Annotated in this window: 15 protein-coding genes; 6 read left to right on the top strand and 9 right to left on the bottom strand. The window is 59.9% G+C overall.

What is annotated here, in order from left to right:
* The 6 genes from tssG to tssA are packed head-to-tail and all read right to left on the bottom strand — an operon-like array spanning window position 1 to window position 6,872.
* Window positions 1-1,002: a type VI secretion system baseplate subunit TssG gene (tssG, locus tag ACZ5AC_RS17010; protein ID WP_464248755.1), complete on the bottom strand. Its 1,002-nt coding sequence runs from the start codon at window positions 1,000-1,002 to the stop codon at window positions 1-3.
* Window positions 999-2,774 carry a type VI secretion system baseplate subunit TssF gene (gene tssF / locus ACZ5AC_RS17005; protein ID WP_464248754.1) on the bottom strand — a complete coding sequence of 592 codons (1,776 nt, stop codon included), beginning with the start codon at window positions 2,772-2,774 and terminating at the stop codon, window positions 999-1,001. The genes tssG and tssF overlap by 4 nt, the downstream gene beginning before the upstream one ends.
* Window positions 2,771-3,160, bottom strand: a complete 390-nt coding sequence (tssE, locus tag ACZ5AC_RS17000; protein WP_464248753.1) for a type VI secretion system baseplate subunit TssE — start codon at window positions 3,158-3,160, stop codon at window positions 2,771-2,773. Before tssE ends, tssF begins: the two co-directional genes overlap by 4 nt.
* 4 nt (window positions 3,161-3,164) lie before the next feature.
* Window positions 3,165-4,637 carry a type VI secretion system contractile sheath large subunit gene (tssC, locus tag ACZ5AC_RS16995; protein WP_464248752.1) on the bottom strand — a complete coding sequence of 491 codons (1,473 nt, stop codon included), beginning with the start codon at window positions 4,635-4,637 and terminating at the stop codon, window positions 3,165-3,167.
* A gap of 30 nt (window positions 4,638-4,667) precedes the next feature.
* The gene (gene tssB, locus ACZ5AC_RS16990; protein WP_464248751.1) at window positions 4,668-5,240 is read right to left on the bottom strand and encodes a type VI secretion system contractile sheath small subunit; all 573 of its coding nucleotides are present in this window, start codon (window positions 5,238-5,240) and stop codon (window positions 4,668-4,670) included.
* Window positions 5,241-5,264: 24 nt separating this feature from the next.
* The gene (gene tssA / locus ACZ5AC_RS16985) at window positions 5,265-6,872 is read right to left on the bottom strand and encodes a type VI secretion system protein TssA (protein ID WP_464248750.1); all 1,608 of its coding nucleotides are present in this window, start codon (window positions 6,870-6,872) and stop codon (window positions 5,265-5,267) included.
* 686 nt (window positions 6,873-7,558) lie between these two features.
* Between tssA and ACZ5AC_RS16980 the strand changes: the two genes are divergently transcribed.
* From ACZ5AC_RS16980 to ACZ5AC_RS16965, 4 genes are all read left to right on the top strand, one after another.
* Window positions 7,559-8,080: an Hcp family type VI secretion system effector gene (locus ACZ5AC_RS16980; RefSeq protein WP_464248749.1), complete on the top strand. Its 522-nt coding sequence runs from the start codon at window positions 7,559-7,561 to the stop codon at window positions 8,078-8,080.
* Between the two features lie 167 nt (window positions 8,081-8,247).
* Window positions 8,248-8,637: a PAAR domain-containing protein gene (locus ACZ5AC_RS16975; protein ID WP_464248748.1), complete on the top strand. Its 390-nt coding sequence runs from the start codon at window positions 8,248-8,250 to the stop codon at window positions 8,635-8,637.
* 291 nt (window positions 8,638-8,928) lie between these two features.
* Complete coding sequence (locus tag ACZ5AC_RS16970) at window positions 8,929-10,080, top strand: hypothetical protein (protein ID WP_464248747.1); 1,152 nt, start codon at window positions 8,929-8,931, stop codon at window positions 10,078-10,080.
* The gene (locus ACZ5AC_RS16965; RefSeq protein WP_464248746.1) at window positions 10,077-10,745 is read left to right on the top strand and encodes a hypothetical protein; all 669 of its coding nucleotides are present in this window, start codon (window positions 10,077-10,079) and stop codon (window positions 10,743-10,745) included. The genes ACZ5AC_RS16970 and ACZ5AC_RS16965 overlap by 4 nt, the downstream gene beginning before the upstream one ends.
* 181 nt (window positions 10,746-10,926) lie before the next feature.
* On the opposite strand, the gene fusA is transcribed toward ACZ5AC_RS16965, so the two are convergent.
* Complete coding sequence (fusA, locus tag ACZ5AC_RS16960; protein WP_464248745.1) at window positions 10,927-12,987, bottom strand: elongation factor G; 2,061 nt, start codon at window positions 12,985-12,987, stop codon at window positions 10,927-10,929.
* A gap of 268 nt (window positions 12,988-13,255) precedes the next feature.
* Between fusA and ACZ5AC_RS16955 the strand changes: the two genes are divergently transcribed.
* Both ACZ5AC_RS16955 and ACZ5AC_RS16950 read left to right on the top strand, forming a co-directional pair.
* Window positions 13,256-14,227: a hypothetical protein gene (locus ACZ5AC_RS16955; protein ID WP_464248744.1), complete on the top strand. Its 972-nt coding sequence runs from the start codon at window positions 13,256-13,258 to the stop codon at window positions 14,225-14,227.
* Complete coding sequence (locus tag ACZ5AC_RS16950) at window positions 14,224-15,318, top strand: SPL family radical SAM protein (RefSeq protein WP_464248743.1); 1,095 nt, start codon at window positions 14,224-14,226, stop codon at window positions 15,316-15,318. Before ACZ5AC_RS16955 ends, ACZ5AC_RS16950 begins: the two co-directional genes overlap by 4 nt.
* Before the next feature lie 128 nt (window positions 15,319-15,446).
* On the opposite strand, the gene ACZ5AC_RS16945 is transcribed toward ACZ5AC_RS16950, so the two are convergent.
* Window positions 15,447-15,986, bottom strand: coding sequence for a hypothetical protein (locus ACZ5AC_RS16945; protein WP_464248742.1), 540 nt, complete (start codon window positions 15,984-15,986; stop codon window positions 15,447-15,449).
* 85 nt (window positions 15,987-16,071) lie between these two features.
* Window positions 16,072-17,085, bottom strand: coding sequence for a LuxR C-terminal-related transcriptional regulator (locus ACZ5AC_RS16940; protein ID WP_464248741.1), 1,014 nt, complete (start codon window positions 17,083-17,085; stop codon window positions 16,072-16,074).
* Window positions 17,086-17,098 lie beyond the last annotated feature (13 nt).

Genomic DNA, 17,098 nt, shown 5'->3' with positions numbered 1-17,098 from the left:
CTAATCCATGTATCTGCTGTCTGTTTCGAGAATGATGACGCCGTCCCCGCCTGCCCCGGCCCATGTCGTCCATCCGAGTCGGCACGGGCTGGCCTTGCCGATGATGAATTCCGGAATCTCTGCGGCTTTGAGCCTCAGCTCCACGTCAAAACCGAGGCGCGAACGCAGCACGAACCGTACGAGGGTCTGCAATTCCGAAAACAGGTTCCCGCCTGGAAGAAAGTCCGTGAAACGCTTCCATGCAAGAACGTCGAAAAGCACCCGGAATTTTCCGGTCTGGTCGAGAACCTCGCCGCCGAGCAGAAAATCCTTGGACAGCCTGCAGTTGGCCACCCCGAGGGCGCACTGCTGATCCACGGGAATGGGCACCTGACGATGGATGCAGGGGATGATGTGAACGCATGGGTGTCCGAAATAGTGGCGCAGAATGCTCTCCAGGGAGCCGGTCGCCTCGCCGCTGAAGGCGATGAGCCCCATGTACGACAGCAGGCGTTCGCGGCGCAGGCCGCTGGTGCCCTGCAGTTCCTTGTGTCCCAGGCCGATGAAGCTGAAGAACCGTCTTGAATTGATGTCCGTCCCGTGTTCGCGGAACTGAAGGTAGTAGCGGTACTTGTTCCAGATCCCGTAAAATATTGAAATGAGATGATGGTTGATGACGTCCAGAAAGTCGCGGAGAGCGTCCGGTTCATCCTGGTGCTGGGCCACGTGTTCGGCGAAATACGCAGGAAGCGGCGAGGCTGCCCCGTGCAGCCCCATCAGGTTGAGCACGAACCAGACACGTCCGTCTTCGGAATCGTCGTCGGCGCACTCCACACCGCGGATGTCGCCCGGCGGAAAGGACAGATTGGGATTGACCTTGAAGCGCAGCCAATCCTCGCCCCGCCATTCCGTCCCCACGACGCGCAGAACATGCTCCACCGCCCGCGAAAAGGCGTAGCCTCCTGAGATGCGCGCCAGCGCTTCAGACGCGCAGCGCGTTTCGGAATTCCGGGGCAGGCTCACGTGATCAGTTTCCTCCCCAGCCTGGCCGGCCACTGGTATTCCTCGCCCCTCCTGGAGTCGACGACCACAAGCTGATGAAAGCTGTTGACCGTGGCGTACAGAGCCAGAAACTCGTTGATTACCGACGCGAAAAGATACATCTCCCCCTCGCTGCTGAAACCGCCTCGATCCAGGACAAGCCGCGTGACCGCTCCGCGCACGGGCAGCCCCCGGTAAATCCGGTCCGTCTCCTCCGAAGCGATGCCCGTCATGCCTCCCAGCGTCTTGTCCAGGACCCGCGCCCTTTGGCGGTCATGAAGCGCCCGAAAGTCGTAGCTCGCAAGAAGTGCCCGCATGGCGTGCACGTTGCTCAAGGGCAGGTAGTTGAGGGACATGTTGGATATCAGCCGCCAAAGGAGGTCTCCCTCAAGGGGGGGCGTATAGGGAGGCGTAACGGGGGTGATGTTGCCGAGGGTCACGCTGTCCGGCGTGTCGTCGGCATGCGTGTTGATGTCCCCCACGGAAAGCTGAACCGGCAGGAGACGGTTCGTGCACATGAGTTCCAGGGAGAGAATCTCCTCGCCGGACGCCGCCGATGACGCCTGGGAATGCACGACGGAAATATAGGTCTCGGTGCTCTGGTCGTTGAGGGAAGGCTTGAGACGAAGGCGGTAGTAGGCCGCGTCGACATTCTGGCCGCTCCCGTGCTCGAAGGACTCGAAGGGCCTGTATTCGCGCCGGAGCTTGCCATCGCCTCCCCAACTCCTCACCCGCTCGACGCTGTACACCGCATAATGGTCCGGAAGCCTCGGATCGGGAACGATGCGGTATTCGGGCTGGCGATGATCCACTGTCAGCGGAGTGGAATCCATGGAGAAGAGGTTGACCACGGGCGTGCAGAACAGCTGGATGTTCTGCCGCTTCCAAGATTCGTACTGCACAGGGAAATCCTTCAGCACGAAATGCAGCACAAATTCCGAAGCGCCGGCCACGGCCTCTCCTCCGGCCGCGACGCAGGCGTCGAGCCCCGATATCTCCGCAAACAGGAATTTCTCGCTGAAGCAGAAGTATTCCTGGACGATCCGGTAGCCGGGAAACGTGTTGGCGGGGTACGGGTAGAGCCCCTCTTCCTCCCTGAATCCGACTGGGCGTATCATGTCGGAAGAAAGAACATGAACGGGTGCATAGTTTCCCCGGTCTCCCGGCAACAGGAAACGAATCTCCCGGACTCCGCGCGTCAAGGTGAAATAGAGGGAATGTGCAATGGCCGGCTCCCCCGTGAAGAACAGGCGCAGCCTGGAAAGGGGAATGTTCCCCAGGGTGGCGCCGACAAGGTCGAAGCGCAGGGCCAGAACGATCTGGCCGTCATGTTCGAAAACGGCCTGGTCCTTGAGCCGGATGGGCAGAATCTGGGTTTCGTAGACCGTGCGGAAACGGCATTTGGTACCCTCCACTTCCACCGACTCAACCGTGGTGCCGCGAGGGACGGTCACGGCCCAGGTTAGATTTGGCGCAGGCCGGTAGCGGACGATGCTGCAGGAGGGAATGGTGCGGAGGTAGTTGGGCCACAGCAGGCTGAACAGGGCATGCGTGATCTCGGGCAATTCATCATCCAGTTTTTGGCGGAGACGCCCGCAAAGAAATGCCACTCCCTCCAAAATGCGCTCCACGTCCGGGTCGCGTCTGGGCGTGTCGAAAAAGGGGGCCAGGGAAGGGTTGTTCCTGGAATACTCTCGGCCGAGTTCCCGCAACGAAACGAGTTCATCCAGATAATAACGGTTGAAGGTGTTCACGCCGCCCCCCTCACCTGGTCGCCGTCCATGACTACGGACCAGCGCCATGGGACCTGCATCCCGTCTGAGTCCTCCCTTATGGCCTCAATGCGAAAGGCCATATTGAGCTTACCCTCATCGACGGAGATGTGCATAACCTTCGCTTCTCGAAGTCTCGGTTCGTATCTGGCGATGCACTTTTCGATGGCCAGGCAGCATTGCCGGACAACCTCGGCCCGTGACAGGCTCAAATCGTTGAGGTCGGGGAGTCCATAGTCCGGCAGCGCCTGGACCGAGCCCTGGCGCGTGGTCAGCATGCGCAAAAGATGGCGGCGAATTGACTCGTCCTCATCCATGCGCGCCCCCGCCTCGCCGCGGGTCAACCGGTCGAACAGACTCCCCGCCACGGCATTACTCCTTGTCCAGCTTTCCGACCAATGACAGGGTGAAGTACGCGCCCATGTACTTGAAGTGAGGACGTACACTGAGCGAAACCCGGTACCAGCCCGGATCGCCCTCGACGTCCTCCACTACCACGCGCGCATCACGCAAGGGGCGCCGGCTTCTCGTGTCGGAGCTCGGGTTCTCCTGATCGGCCACATACTGGCGAATCCAAGTGTTCAGTTCGCGTTCGAGGTCCGTCCGCTCCTTCCATGATCCTATATGCTCGCGCTGCAGCACCTTGATGTAGTGGGCCAGTCGGCTGACGATGAAAAGATAGGGGAGTTGGGCGCCCAGACGATAGTTGAGCTCCGCGGTCTTGCCTTCGGCGGTGAGGCCGAAGAATTTGGGCCTCTGACAGGAATTGGCCGAGAAGAAGGCCGCGTTGTCCGATCCCTTGCGCATGGTCAGGGCGATGAACCCCTGCTCGGCCAGTTCATATTCGCGGCGGTCGGAGATGAGAATTTCGGTAGGGATCTTCATCTCGATATCGCCCAGGCTCTCGTAGAGGTGCACGGGCAGATCCTCCACCGCTCCACCCGAGCGGGGACCGATGATGTTCGCCCCCCAGCGGTATTTTGCGAAGCTGTCCGTGATGCGGGAGGCAAAGGCGAATGCGGTATTGCCCCAGAGAAAGTTCTCGTGATCGTCGTCGACGCTTTCCTTGTAGACAAAGGCCCTGACGGGATTGTCCTCGGGGTCGTAGGGCTGGCGCAGAAGAAAGCGCGGCACGGTCAGGCCGACGTAACGCGAGTCTTCCGATTCCCGGAAGGCCTGCCATTTGGCGTAACGCGGCCCGCTGAAGATATCCTGGAGGTCCTTCAGGACCGGCAGGCGGTCGAAGCCGGTCAGCCCGAAGAAAGACGGTCCGGCCGAGGCGACGAAGGGCGCGTGGGCCATGGCCGAAACGCTGGCCAGACTCTGCAGCAGACGCATGTCCATGGCCGTCGGGTCAAAATAGTAGTTACCGATGATGGCCCCCAGGGGCTTACCCCCGAACTGGCCGTACTCCGCGGTATAGGCGAGCCTGTAGAGGCTCGACTGGGTGACCTCAGAGGCGTCGAGAAAATCGTCAAGCAGTTCGTCCTTGCTGGCGTGCAGCATCTCCACGAAGATGCTCTCCCGGAAATCGGTACGGTCCACGAGGAGCTTGAGCCCCCGCCACGCGGATTCCAACTCCTGAAACTGCTTATGGTGCAGGATTTCGTCCGTCTGGGCGCTCAGCCGACGGTCCAGTTCGGCGATCATGCGGTCGACCGTGATCTTCTTGACCTGCTCGTCCGCGTAGGAAGGTTTGAGCATCTCCTCGATGAAGGCGCTGATGCCCAGTCGCGCCGCCTCGTAGCCTTCATCCTGTGGATCGAGATTTGTCTCCCGGATGATCTGCTCAAGAAGCGAGCCCGTGCTTTGCCGCCCCAGGGCGGTGTCTTGGGTCTGGTTCATTACGGATATCCTCGCTGGATAGGGGGTGTCTCAATTCTTTTTCTGGGATCCTTTGGCCTTGGCTTCGGAGCTCTCGCCACCAGCGTCTTTCGTATTCGGAACGCTCTTCACTTCAGCATCGTCCATGCCCAGCTCCTTCATGATCATCTCGCGATGACGGTCATCGGCAAGAACATCCTCAATGGCCTTGCGGAAGGCCGGGATGTTGCCCATTGGCCCCTTCAGGGAGACGAGAGCGTCGCGCAACTGCAAAAGCTTGCGCATTTCCGGGACCTGTTCGGCGATGCCGGCGGGCTCGAAGTCCCTCATGCCCTTGAAGTTCAGGGCGACAGACATGTCGTAGTCCTGCGCGTTGTCCCGAAGCCTGTTGGGAACGACAATATGGAGTGAGAGCTCCTGCTTGGACAGGACTTCCTCGAAATTGTTCTTGTTGATGGACACGGGCTTGCGGTCGATGAGGTTTCGTGGATCGTGCCTCTGCAGAAAATCGCCCACGACCATGACCTTCATGGGCAGTTCGATCTCCTCCTGGCCTCCGCCCGCAGCGGGCTTGAACGTGACGTTGATGCGTTCCTTGGGTGCGATTGACGACTCTCTGGCCATTAATGCCTCCGTTACAGATTGAAGTTACGATTCTTTGATACTGCCCACCGCCGTCGCGAGATGCAGCCAGTGCAAACGGCTGAGCATCAGCTCCGTCCCGCTCCCCCTGTCCTTGGGCTGCAAAGACAGAAGAAGCGAAATGATTCTGGCGCTGAGTTCGGGCTCCCAATCCAGCAGCTCCCATTTCTCCAGCTGCCCGTAGAGGGACTGCAGGAGTCGAACGGCAGCCTTCTTGTTTCCGGCGGCGATGCAGTATCGCGCCAGCAGAAGCCCCTGCCGTACGGCCGCGCGGCTACGCCCGGCAGGCACTCTTTCCAGATGGGACAGGCCGGCCGGGAAGCCCCTCTCCGCCCGAATGGCCAGACTTTCATCCAGCAATTCCTGCTCATGGACGGACTCTCCCGCGCTTGAGGTCAGGCACTTCGACGCTTGACCGGACCAAGGCGATTCGAGGGAATCGAGCCACTGCATCGTGCGTGGCGAGGCAAAGGGAGTTCCGTCCTGAAACTTGCAGCGGACCAGCTCAGGATAACGTCGCAGAAACTGGGCGAGCACGCTCCTCAGAATGACCAGAGCCCCGGAGGCGTCGAGCCCTTCGAGACAGCGGGCGACAAGATAATGCCCGTCAAACCAGAAAGGCGCCTTTCCGGCGGACCGTTCCAACCGGGGCAGAACCTCCAGGAATCGCCCCACCTCCACCGCCGCTGCATACGACTGAGCCCTCTCCGGCGGTACGGGACGCAGCTGAGTCACGCCGGCGGCATCGGCCAGGGGAAGTTGGGCGACGGTGCACCACAGAGCCGCGCGGTGCAGAAGAATCACCCTCCAGTCCAAGACATCGAACGAGGAAAAATGTGCAGCCAGCTGCCGGCACTGGTCCTGAGCCGATCTGAGGAGACGCGGCAGCACTGCGGTCGGCACGCGGCCGTTGCCGTCAATGGAGGCCAGAAAATCGTCGTCTGGCAGGCAAGAATCAGAGGAAGCGTATGAAGCCTGCGGGATGTTCTCGACGCGATGAGGGCGGGAAGCACTGACGTCACCCCCCTCGCTGGAAAAGTTGTCCAGCAGACGTGACAGGCCGGCAAAGGAAGGTGCCGCATCGCCGAACTTGGCGTCGAGGATCGCCTGCAGTCTGCCAACTTCATTTTTCAGTATCGCGGCAGCGCCGTTGTCATCGGCCTTCAACTCGGCCGCAAGGCTGGCTTCGAGGCGCAGCGCGAGCCATTTTACAGGGGCAATTCGTCGCTGAACGCGGGAAATGCCGGGATGCAACTCGTCCCAATATGATTCGAGGAGTGATGAAAAAGCTGAAAGGGCGGCCGCACAACAAACGAGTCCTTGGGACTCATGTGCCGCCATGACGCCGTAGCACAACACCCAAAGATCCTTGCTGCTTCCACCGAGAATCCGCGTGGCGACGCGCAGGACAAGGGGCCAGTCAGTTCTCTGTCCCCCATGCAACGACGTACCTTTCTCCACTTCCGCCCTGAGCGACTCGAACTCGTCGGAGAAGCCGATATCTTCACCGCACGGAGACTCCTCACTCAGGGGGGCGATCCACGTCTGAAAAATGGGATCAGGCAGAGATGGGAGAACGTCCTTTACTCCCTTGTACTGTAGCGCATCCGACATGTCATTTATTAACGGCCACGCTACAATAAAAACAATTCGTACAACTATATGAATAAAAATACTACAAATTACTTAATATATGACAATCCTACATGTGCATAAAAATATGAATATTGCTCAATTCAATTCCTGAAATAAAATATCATCTCCCTGAGAGAAATTTATAATAATTTCTGCATGCCAAATATGGACTTCTTTGAATTACTTCGCTCAAATCACCAAGAATACAATAATTTATCGTCATTAACTCCATGCTACCCGCCAATTGACCGACGATTATTCCCTGCAAGATTTGTAGCAGATATCCGAACACAGCCAGTACATACTAACTCCTCTTTTCATCAACGAAACCAGATTGACGTTTCACGCTGCATACCGCGAAACGGATTAAGTTGATATATTCCGGCAACAAATTGCTCGAAAATTACTTGTCATTTCAGCATATTGACAAGAAACCAAGAAAGTCGGCCTTAAATTCAAGCAAGATGTTGCCAGTAACAACATCCTGATTTTTCATTCATTTCCACCCATTTCTTTCTTTCCGCCTTCCAGATCGGGCAGCATCTTGCCGACTTCGCCGCACAGCTACCAACACAACACTCCAATATAATTGACTTTATAGCAGGGGCACAAATGTTGCCCTGTACGGAAACATCTTCAACAACCTTATCCCAAAGGAGAGCATCATGCCGGTTCCCGCCTATATCAGCATCACCGGAGAGCGTCAGGGACTCATCACGGCCGGAAACTTCACCGAAGCCTCGGTGGGCAACATCTACCAGGAAGGCCACGAGGACGAATGCCTGGTGGAGGCCTTCGAGCACCAGATCATCCTGCCCCGGGACCCCCAGTCCGGACAGCCCACGGGCCAGCGCGTACACAAGCCCCTTAAGATTACCAAGGTCATGGACAAGGCTTCGCCCCTGCTCTTTAGGGCCCTGGCCACCGGCGAAAAACTCCCAAAGGTTGAAATGAAATTCTATCGCACTTCTGCCTCCGGGACCATGGAGCACTACTTCACCATCCAGCTCGAAGACGCCATCCTCGTCGACATCCAGGCCTACATGCCCAACTGCCAGGACCCCGGGAAGGCGCACTTCACGCACCTTGAGGACGTCTACATGACATATCGCAAGATCATCAAAACACACGAGATCGCCAGCACGTCGGAAAGCGACGACTGGAGAACCATGTCCAACCAAGCCTGAGGAGAAAAAGGGGCCCGCCGCCATGCGGGCCCCTTTTTCTCCTCCGAAGAGGCCAGGCTTTGCGGCAACGCAAGACCCACGGTGATGGGAATGCGCGTCCTTTCAGGCTGACACGGCCACGGCCTGCGAGAATCTGCGCTCCCATTTGAAGCATTCCGCCCCCCGGAATGCCTCTTCCCGGGATCGTCTTTTCGGGGATGAAGGTGTTTTGGGACAAACGCATCGAGAAAGGAGATTCCATGCCGCCAGCATGCAGAGTCGGAGACAAATCCTTCTGTCCGCGCGACTCGCACGGCGGAAGCTGTTGCACCCATGCGGTCCGCGGCCCTGCCGTCAGCGGTTCGCCCGATGTCGTCATCAACGGGCGGCCTGCGTTGCGCCTTGGCGATCAGGGGACGCATTCCTCGTGTTGCGGCCCCAACTCGTGGACGGCAGTCATGGGCAGCTCGAACGTCCTCGTCAACGGAAAGCCCGTTGTACGGCTCGGTGATGCCACGAAGCACTGCGGCGGCACGGGGCGGATGATCGAAGCCAGCTCAGACGTAGAAATCGGATAGACCAATTTCACAACGATACAACGAATGACATGCAAAACACAATCCAAACGTTTTGAACCACGAAACAGACTTCTTTTCATTCCAACTCTCCTCAAGGAAGAAACGAATGCTCCGGAACAACCTTAATTAAATATCAATTATATCAATAATAAAACTATCTATGAATATTGACATTAAATGATATAAATACAATTAATTATCGCATTATTGTGAATATATATTTATAAATTAATATTACAAAATTAGAAATAAAAACTTATTCCAAACTCACGACGGAAAAGGATTCCAGTAATGCATAACGACTTCCTCCTCACATCGCGGCAAGATAGTTTCGCCATACTGAGCCAGCGCCTCGTGAAGCCTCTTAAAATATCCGCGCCTGTCGCCATTGCCCTTTACGCCATCGGCCGCTTGGCGCGAATGGAGCACGACAAACTCCTCCTCGGTCGCGATCCCGCAGTCTCGTTCGAAGCGGACATCCAGTTCGCTTTGGACGCGGTGACGGCCGTATGCGCCAACCTCACCAGACTGATGACGGATAAGGGCTTCCGTATCGGCGTGCTTGAATCCCTGCTGCATGAGGCGGCACTGACGTGGTGCTTCGCCGCCTGCCTGGCTGCGCTGGCAACCTCCGGCGTGTTGTGCGTGCTGATCTGGGGATACCGGCACAGATCTCTGAACAGGACGTACTTCAATGTTCTTGATCTGTTGCTGTCCGCCGGTACGGTCTGCGTGCTCGCAGGGTATTTCTGCCTCATGAACTTCGAGGCGGAGATTTTCGATATCAGGGCCGTGCTGCAACCCGTAAAAGGGGAAATTCTCTCCGAGTCCATGCAGGGCAGGCCGGGAGCTTCCAGGAAGATGGAAAACCGCGTCTACCTTCTCCAACGTCTTTTGGCCAATCCATCGAACCTAGCCGAACACATGACGAACCGACCATGGTTCAGGCCCGACGCCGAAGGGGACCAGGAGGGCCCAAGGGCACAGATTTTCGCCCTCGCTGTCCTGCTCGTTGCGCTGGCCACAGGTACGACCTTCGTCATCGACAGACTGGCGCTCTCCTGCCGCAAGGACGACAACGGCGTCCTCAGTCGCTTGGGCAGAACCATTTCGATAATCGTCATTGCCAGCCAGGTATTCATGTTTGCGACGCTGTACGGCAAACTGGGCCGAAGCCTCGTCTTTCCCGTGATCACCCTCCGTCTCGACACCCCAGAGTCACCCCCGACACACCCTGTCTTTCTGCTGGCCGAGGACGAGCGCCAGCTGACCATCTACGACAGGCTGAATTTCTTCCAGATCAGGCACGTACCAAAGACACGCATCGTATCCATTGACACGCTCTTTCAGGAGACCCCGTTCAGAAACCGCAGCCACGAACTGGGCGAACTCACTCCCGGCGAAACGGCGGGCATGAGAAACGCACAGGTTAGCAATCTATGAGATTTCTCGCCGTGTTTCTCGCATGCCTAGGGATAGGCCTCATCCCGCCCGCAACGGCTCGCAGCCAGGAAATACTCGCTGTCGAAATCGATGCGGACACCGCAAACCTGATGACGGAGTTCACGGTCATCATATCACCGTCCCAGCCCAGGGGCGACGTGGAGTTGCTGATCAAGAACGATGAACGCACCTTCACGGCGATCCGGCGCATCGCTTCCCAGGAGATGTCTGGAAAAAGGACGAGCTACTCGTTGAGACTGCTGGCCCCCTTTGAAGCATACAAAATCACGCTCGCGGATGATGAACCGCCATTCCTCGTGAGCACGAAACGCCTGGCCAAGAAGATCTCCGTGGCAAAAGCGCCCACCCTACCCTGGACAAGAGGCCCGGAATCTCATGAGAACACCACCGAGAACATGGCAACCGGCCGGGGCATAGCCTCCTTCCACCTGCCCCGCTCGGAGGCGGCTAGGCTGCTCATAGTCGTGTTCGATGACGATGGACGGATCGCAGACCAGTATTTCGGCGTGTATCCTGGCCGACGCTCATGGAATTCCCGGCCGCTGCCTATACGCACATACCACTTTGCCATGGCCGGCGCAGACAGCTCCGGCAACCCCGTCGAGGTGACGCCGGAAAAGGCTTTCATTGAACAGACTCCCTGATCGCCCGCGATTCACAGGTCGCCGCTTCAAGCTCGTCACAATTGCCCCGGCATGATGGGTCAACTCAAGCAGCAGGCTTCCGGGAAAAGACGATACAAACGCAAAACCCCCGACCTCGCGGCGGGGGTTTTGCGTTTCCACGACGCGGACGTGTGCGGACCGCGTGGCTGGAAGCGAGGAATTATTCCTCTTCCTTCTTGCTGTCGGCGATGACCTGCTCGGTCACGTTGGGCGGGCATTCCTCGTAGTGGGCGAACTCCATGGTGAAGGTGCCCTGGCCGCCCGTCATGGAGCGCAGGTCCGGGGCGTACTTCATCATTTCGGCCATGGGCACGTGAGCCTTGACCTCGGTGATGCCACCGATGGAGTCGGAGCCCAGGACCCGGCCGCGGCGGCTGGAGAGGTCGCCGATGACGTCGCCCATGAACTCGTCGGGGATGAAAACCGCGGCGAGCATGATGGGTTCGAGCAGGATGGGGTTGCACATCTCCACGGCCTTCTTGAAGGCCAGGGAGCCGGCGATCTTAAAGGCCATTTCCGAGGAGTCGACGGTGTGGAAGGAACCGTCGTAGACCGCGACCTTGAAGTCGACCATGGGGTAGCCGGCCAGGAAACCGCGCGCGGCCGCCTCCTGAACGCCCTTGTCCACGGCGGGGATGTAGTTGCGCGGGATGGAGCCGCCGACGATCTCATCGAGGAACTCGTAGCCTCCGCCGCGCTTGTTGGGCTCCATGCGGATCCAGCAGTCGCCGAACTGGCCGCGGCCGCCGGACTGCTTCTTGTGGCGTCCCTGGACCTGGGCCTTGCCCTTGATGGTCTCGCGGTACGGGATCTTGGGCGTCTTCAGAACGATGTTGGTCTTGTAGCGGCGCTTGACCTTCTCCACGGCCAGTTCGATGTGCAGCTGGCCCATGCCGGTCAGGAGCATGTCGCCGGTCTCGTCGTTGCGCTCCAGGCGCAGGTTGATGTCCTCTTCCAGGAGCTTCTGCACCGCGGCGAAGACCTTGTCCTCGTCGCCTTTCTCGGCAGCGGCCAGGGCGTAGGAGATGATGCCGGGGCTCAGCTTGGGCTTGGGCAGGACGAAGGGGGATTTTTCGGCGCACAGGGTGTCGCCGGTGGTCGTGTTCTTGAGCTTGGCCACGGCCACCACGGCGCCGGGGCCGACTTCCTGCTTGCAGGGGTTCTGCTTCTTGCCTTCGAGGAACAGGATCTGGCCGATCTTCTCTTTTTCGTCCTTGGATGCGTTCAGCACCGAGGCGTCCGGGGCCAGGACGCCCGAGAGCACGCGCATGACCGAAAGCTGGCCGGCGAAGGGGTCGGCGATGGTCTTGAAGACGAAGGCGGCGAAGGGGGCGTCGGGGCTGGACGCACGCTCGTTGCCGTCGGCGTCGAGCCAGGCGGCGTGTTCGAGAGGCGAAGTCATGTAGTTCTGCATGATGTCCAGAAGCGGCACGCCGCCCTTGTTCAGCATGGCGGCGCCGGCGCATACCGGGACGAGGGCGCGGCTCAGCACTCCGGCGCGCAGCCCGACGGCCATCTCCTCTTCGGTCAGGGCGCCTTCCTCGAGATACTTCTCCATGAGCTCTTCGCTGCTCTCGGCGATGTTCTCGACGGCGATCTCGCGCGCGGCGGTGACCTCGTCGGCGAGGTCCGCGGGCATGTCGATGGGCTTCAGCTCACCCTTGTCGTCGAAGGCGTAAGCCTTCTCGGCCAGGACATCGACCACGCCGCTGAAATTCGTCTCGCTGCCGATGGGCATGAACAGCAGGACCGGCTTGATGCCGAGGACTTCGGACAGGCCCTGGTAGGCCATCTGGAAATTCGCGCGCTCCCGGTCCATCTTGTTGATGAAGACCATGGCCGGCAGGCCGGCCTTGGCGGACTCGGACCAGATCTTCTTGGTCAGGGGCTTGACCCCGTCGATGGCGTCGATGACCAGTACGACATTGTCCGCGCCCTGCAGGAGGTAGGGAAGGTCGCCGATGAAGTTGTTGTCACCGGGAGTGTCGATGAGGAAATTCAGGTTCTTCTTCCAGGCGAACTGGGCGAAGGCAGGCTGGATGCTGCCCCGGCGCTTGATTTCTTCGGGCTCGTAGTCAAGGGAGGTGGTCCCTTCGTCGATCTTTCCCAACCGAGTGATGGAACCGGAATTGAACAGCAGCATCTCGGCCACCGATGTCTTCCCGGTTCCGCCATGCCCTATCAGGGCGAAAGTCCTCTGTTTTTGAAGTTGATCCTGCATACAGCCCCCTTATGCAAAGTATTACGCAACCATACGGCTACAGGGTATAAAACCTTCCCCGGCTTCCTGAACGAAGGGCGGGAAATCGCTTGCAAAAGAGAAGAAATTGGATGAAGGTCCCATGCTCCATTGTCCGGCGACCTTGCAAACCTCCTGCTATCCTGAACTTTTTTCAAGAAATACCCCTATAGGGAGGGGGCTTGGAAGTTGTCAAGAGCGGCGGATTTTTCAGCCACGCATAATTCTGCAAAATCGTTGAGAGAAAATCATGAGCACAGCCGCCATCCCGCCGATTGCGCCTGAAGACGCACGCATCTCGCACTGCCCGGCCGCAAGCATCGATGTTTCCGGACCGTGGCTCTTCTGGCCCGCAGAGGCCTCTGTGGCCCTGCGCCGCAGCCTGGAACGCCACGGGCAGCTCTTGCCTGTGCTGGTGGACCGCAGCGAAGGTTCTCCGCTGCTGGTGGCGGGCGCGGCGCGGGTGGCCGTCCTGGCCGAGGCGGGCCGGGACGTCCTGTGCCTCGACGTGGGCCCCCTGGACATGGCCGGACGGGGCCTGGCGTACCTGCAGTCCAACATCGGGCGCGAGCTGACCGACCGCCTGGTCGTGGCGGCCATGCGCTATTTCCGCGCCATTCCGGCGTCCGACATGACACCCGTCTTCGAGCTCCTGGGACTGGAACCGCGCTCCAAGCGTCTGCGCCTGGTCGAGGCCTGGCTCGGCCTGCCCGCGCACTGGGACCGCCTTCTCGACGGCGTCCCCCTGGCCTGCGCCGAACTGCTGGCCGGGTTTTCCGCCCGCGACCTCGCCGCGTTGGAACCGCTCTTCGACGGCCTGTCCTGGTCGCGCGGCAACGCCGTGAACCTGCTGACCTGGCTGCGGGAGACGTGCCTGCGGGACGGCACGGACGCAGCCGGTCTGCTGCGGGATTGCGGCGTGGGCGGCATCCTGGCCGAAGGCCTCTCCCCCAAGGACGCCATGGCCCGCATCTCCCAGCAGATCCGGCTGCGCCGATTCCCGCGCCTGGACGCCCTGGAGAAGGAATTCACCGAAGCGGCCCGCAGGGTCGCGGCCGGAACGCGCTGGCGCATCGTCCAGCCTGACCAGTTCGAAAGCGACATGGTGGAAATGACCGTCCGTGCGCGAAACGTCGACGAAATCCGCGCGGCCGGCGCCGAACTGGCCCGCATGGCGGCCCGCGAAGACTTGGCCGCCCTCTTCCCGGCGGAGGGCGCATGAGCGCCCTTCCTGCGCACCTGCAGGGCATCAGCCGCATCGTCATGGACGAGGCCGTGGCCCATACGCCCATCGCGCGCCGCGTCAGGGACAAGCTCCCCCACCTGACGCCCGAAACCCTGGCCGAGGGCGAGAGCCTGACACCGGGGCTGGACCGCGAGGACATCCTCTACCTCAAGCGCTACAAGGGCCGTTTCCTGCGCCACTGCCCCGGCACCAGCCACTACCGCTGCTGCGGGTACCAGATCATCCACATTGGCGAGAACTGCCCCCTGCGGTGCTCCTACTGCATCCTGCAGGCCTATTTCCAGGACCGCGTGCTCAAGGTCTGGGCCAACCAGGACGACCTCTGGGCCGAACTGGAGCGGGCCTTTGAATCCGTCCCGGGACGCCGCTACCGGGTCGGCACCGGCGAGTTCACCGACTCTTTGGTGCTGGAGGCTCTGACGGGCTACAGCCGGAATCTGGTGGAATTTCTCGGGCGCTTCCCGCAGGTCTGCCTGGAACTCAAATCCAAGGTCGTCGACCTCTCCTGGATGGACGCGGTCCGCGACCCGTCCCGCGTTCTGCCGGCCTGGTCCATGAACGCGCCTTTCATCGTCGAGCGGGAGGAGCAGGGCCAGTGCGCCGGGCTGGAGGAAAGACTGGCCGCCGCCAGACGCTGCGCCGAAGCGGGCTTCCGGGTCTGCCTGCACTTCGACCCCGTCATCCATTTCCCGGGGTGGCAGGAGGGGTACGCCCGCACTGTAGAGATGATCTTCGACCATCTGCGGCCCGAGAACATCGCCTACGTCAGCATGGGGTCATTCCGGCACATGCCGGACCTCAAACGCTGCATCAGCGAAAATTTTCCGCAGTCGTCCTATATCTACGGGGAGTTCGTGACGGGCATCGACGGCAAGCAGCGCCTGCTGCGCCCTCTGCGCGTGGAGCAGTTGCGATTCCTGGCCGACAGGCTCAAAGGGGGCGGGCTGGATAGACAGCTTTACCTGTGCATGGAGTCGGACGAAGTCTGGCGGGCCGTGCTTGACCGCACGCCCGAAGACCTGGGGGGGTTGTACCGGCACCTCATGGCCCGGGCCTTCGGGGACTGACCCCGCTCCGCACGCGGCGGCGACGCCGCCCTTACTCCGCCACCAGGAAGGGACAGGACAGAAGAAACACGCAGGGCGGGCCCGGCAATGCCTGACCCGCCCTGCTTCGTGACAGCGAGAAATCCGCGCTATTCCGCCTTGCCCTTCATGATGGAGCTCAAATCGAGATTCATGTTCTTGATGCAGCTGTCCTTGAGATGGCAGCGCTCGCAGCCGTAGCGGTGGGGATACGGGGTGAGGGTCGCGTACTTGCGGTTCATGGCCCCGGACTCCTGCAGGTCCAGGCCGAGTTTCTCCAGTGTGCGGCGCAGGGGCTTGGTCGGCTCGGGCACGGGCGCGCACTCCTTTTCCCCCAACTCCGGCATGAGAGCCTTCAAGGTGCCCATGATCATGGTCTGGGCGATGGCCTCATGCTTGAAACCCTCCGAGGGCGAGGCCTTCCAGATCTCGTCCACCTCGTCCTCCACCTTCTTTTCGAGATACACGAGAACGTGTCCCTTGCGCGCCCCGAGCTGGTAGACCTTCAGGTTCAGCCGCCATTTCTCCCAGGTGCCGAGCACCGAAAGCATCTCCTGCGGACCGATCTCGTCGACCTGGGCCAGAAAAAGGAACGTGGAAAAATCGAACTCGGGCTGAATATCCAGCTCGGAGATGGACAATATCTTCATGAACGGCATCCTGTGGGTGTGATGAACGAAAAAAACCGGGACCTGCCCGGCGTGCGATGTTCCTTGATACACTTGCGGCGCAAATTCAAGAATTATCCGTGTCCCGCAGATGCTTGGCGGCCCAGAGGGAGGCCTGGAGCCGGTTGGGAACGTCGATCTTCCTGTAGATGTTGTAGATGTGAGACTTGATGGTGTTGAGGCTCAGAAAAAGCTTGGCCGCGATGTCCTTGTTGGTGGCGCCTTCGGCCAGCATGAGCAGGATCTCGCGCTCGCGCTGGCTCAACTCTTCTCCCTGCTCCTCCTCCGTGGGGACGGCTTCCACGGGGCGGTTCTGGCGGCCCAGCAGAAAGGCGGACATGGCTTCACGGGAGAACCAGAGCTCGTTGTCCAGCATGGCGTTCACGCCCTTGACCATGGTCTTGAAAGGCGAGTTGCGGTAAAAGACGCCGCGGATTCCCGTGTTCAGGGCCTCAAGCTCCAACGAGCGGTCCTCGGGCACGTTGAAGAGGGCCACGGAAGTGGTCATGAACGGCGAATCCTCTCCCCCGGCTTCCCGCAACAACTCTTCCATGGTCAGGCCCGTGCAGTCGAGGAGGGTCAGATTCGGACGTGCCGCCTCCAGGATCTTCGGCAAGGACGAGGAATGGCTGCAGTTGGCGCCGGTTTCCTGACTGAGGCGAGCCGCGAGCAGGTCGTTCAGGAGCGGGTCCTCCCCGACAATCCCGATCATGACCGGGCCGGCCTGCCCGGCTTTGCCGGCGGAGTTGACGCGGATGGCCGTCACCTTATCCGGGTCGAAGGCGATGGCCATGCCGTTGGATTCGCTGCGGATGACCGTTCCCTCGACCTGGAAGCGCGACTGGAACATCCCCGGCTTGCGGCTGCCGAAATCCAGGGAAATTTTGAGCGTCACGGGCGTGCCCACCGGGTAGGTCTGCCCAGTTTCGAAAAAGACGCCACCGGCGGAAATGTTCTTTGTGGCCAATGCCTGGTCGGAGTGGTCGTACATGATCGAACGTACCTTCGAGGGAATGCTCATGGAAAAGCGTTCAATTCTTCTTCGGTTGTCACTCTTTGACGCATCGCCGCCTCGGGTCATGCCTGCCTCCGTC

It is taken from the genome of Desulfomicrobium aestuarii (assembly GCF_055385525.1).
The sequence above is the reverse complement of the archived record's forward strand: the minus strand, read 5'-3'. Positions and strand labels throughout refer to the sequence as shown.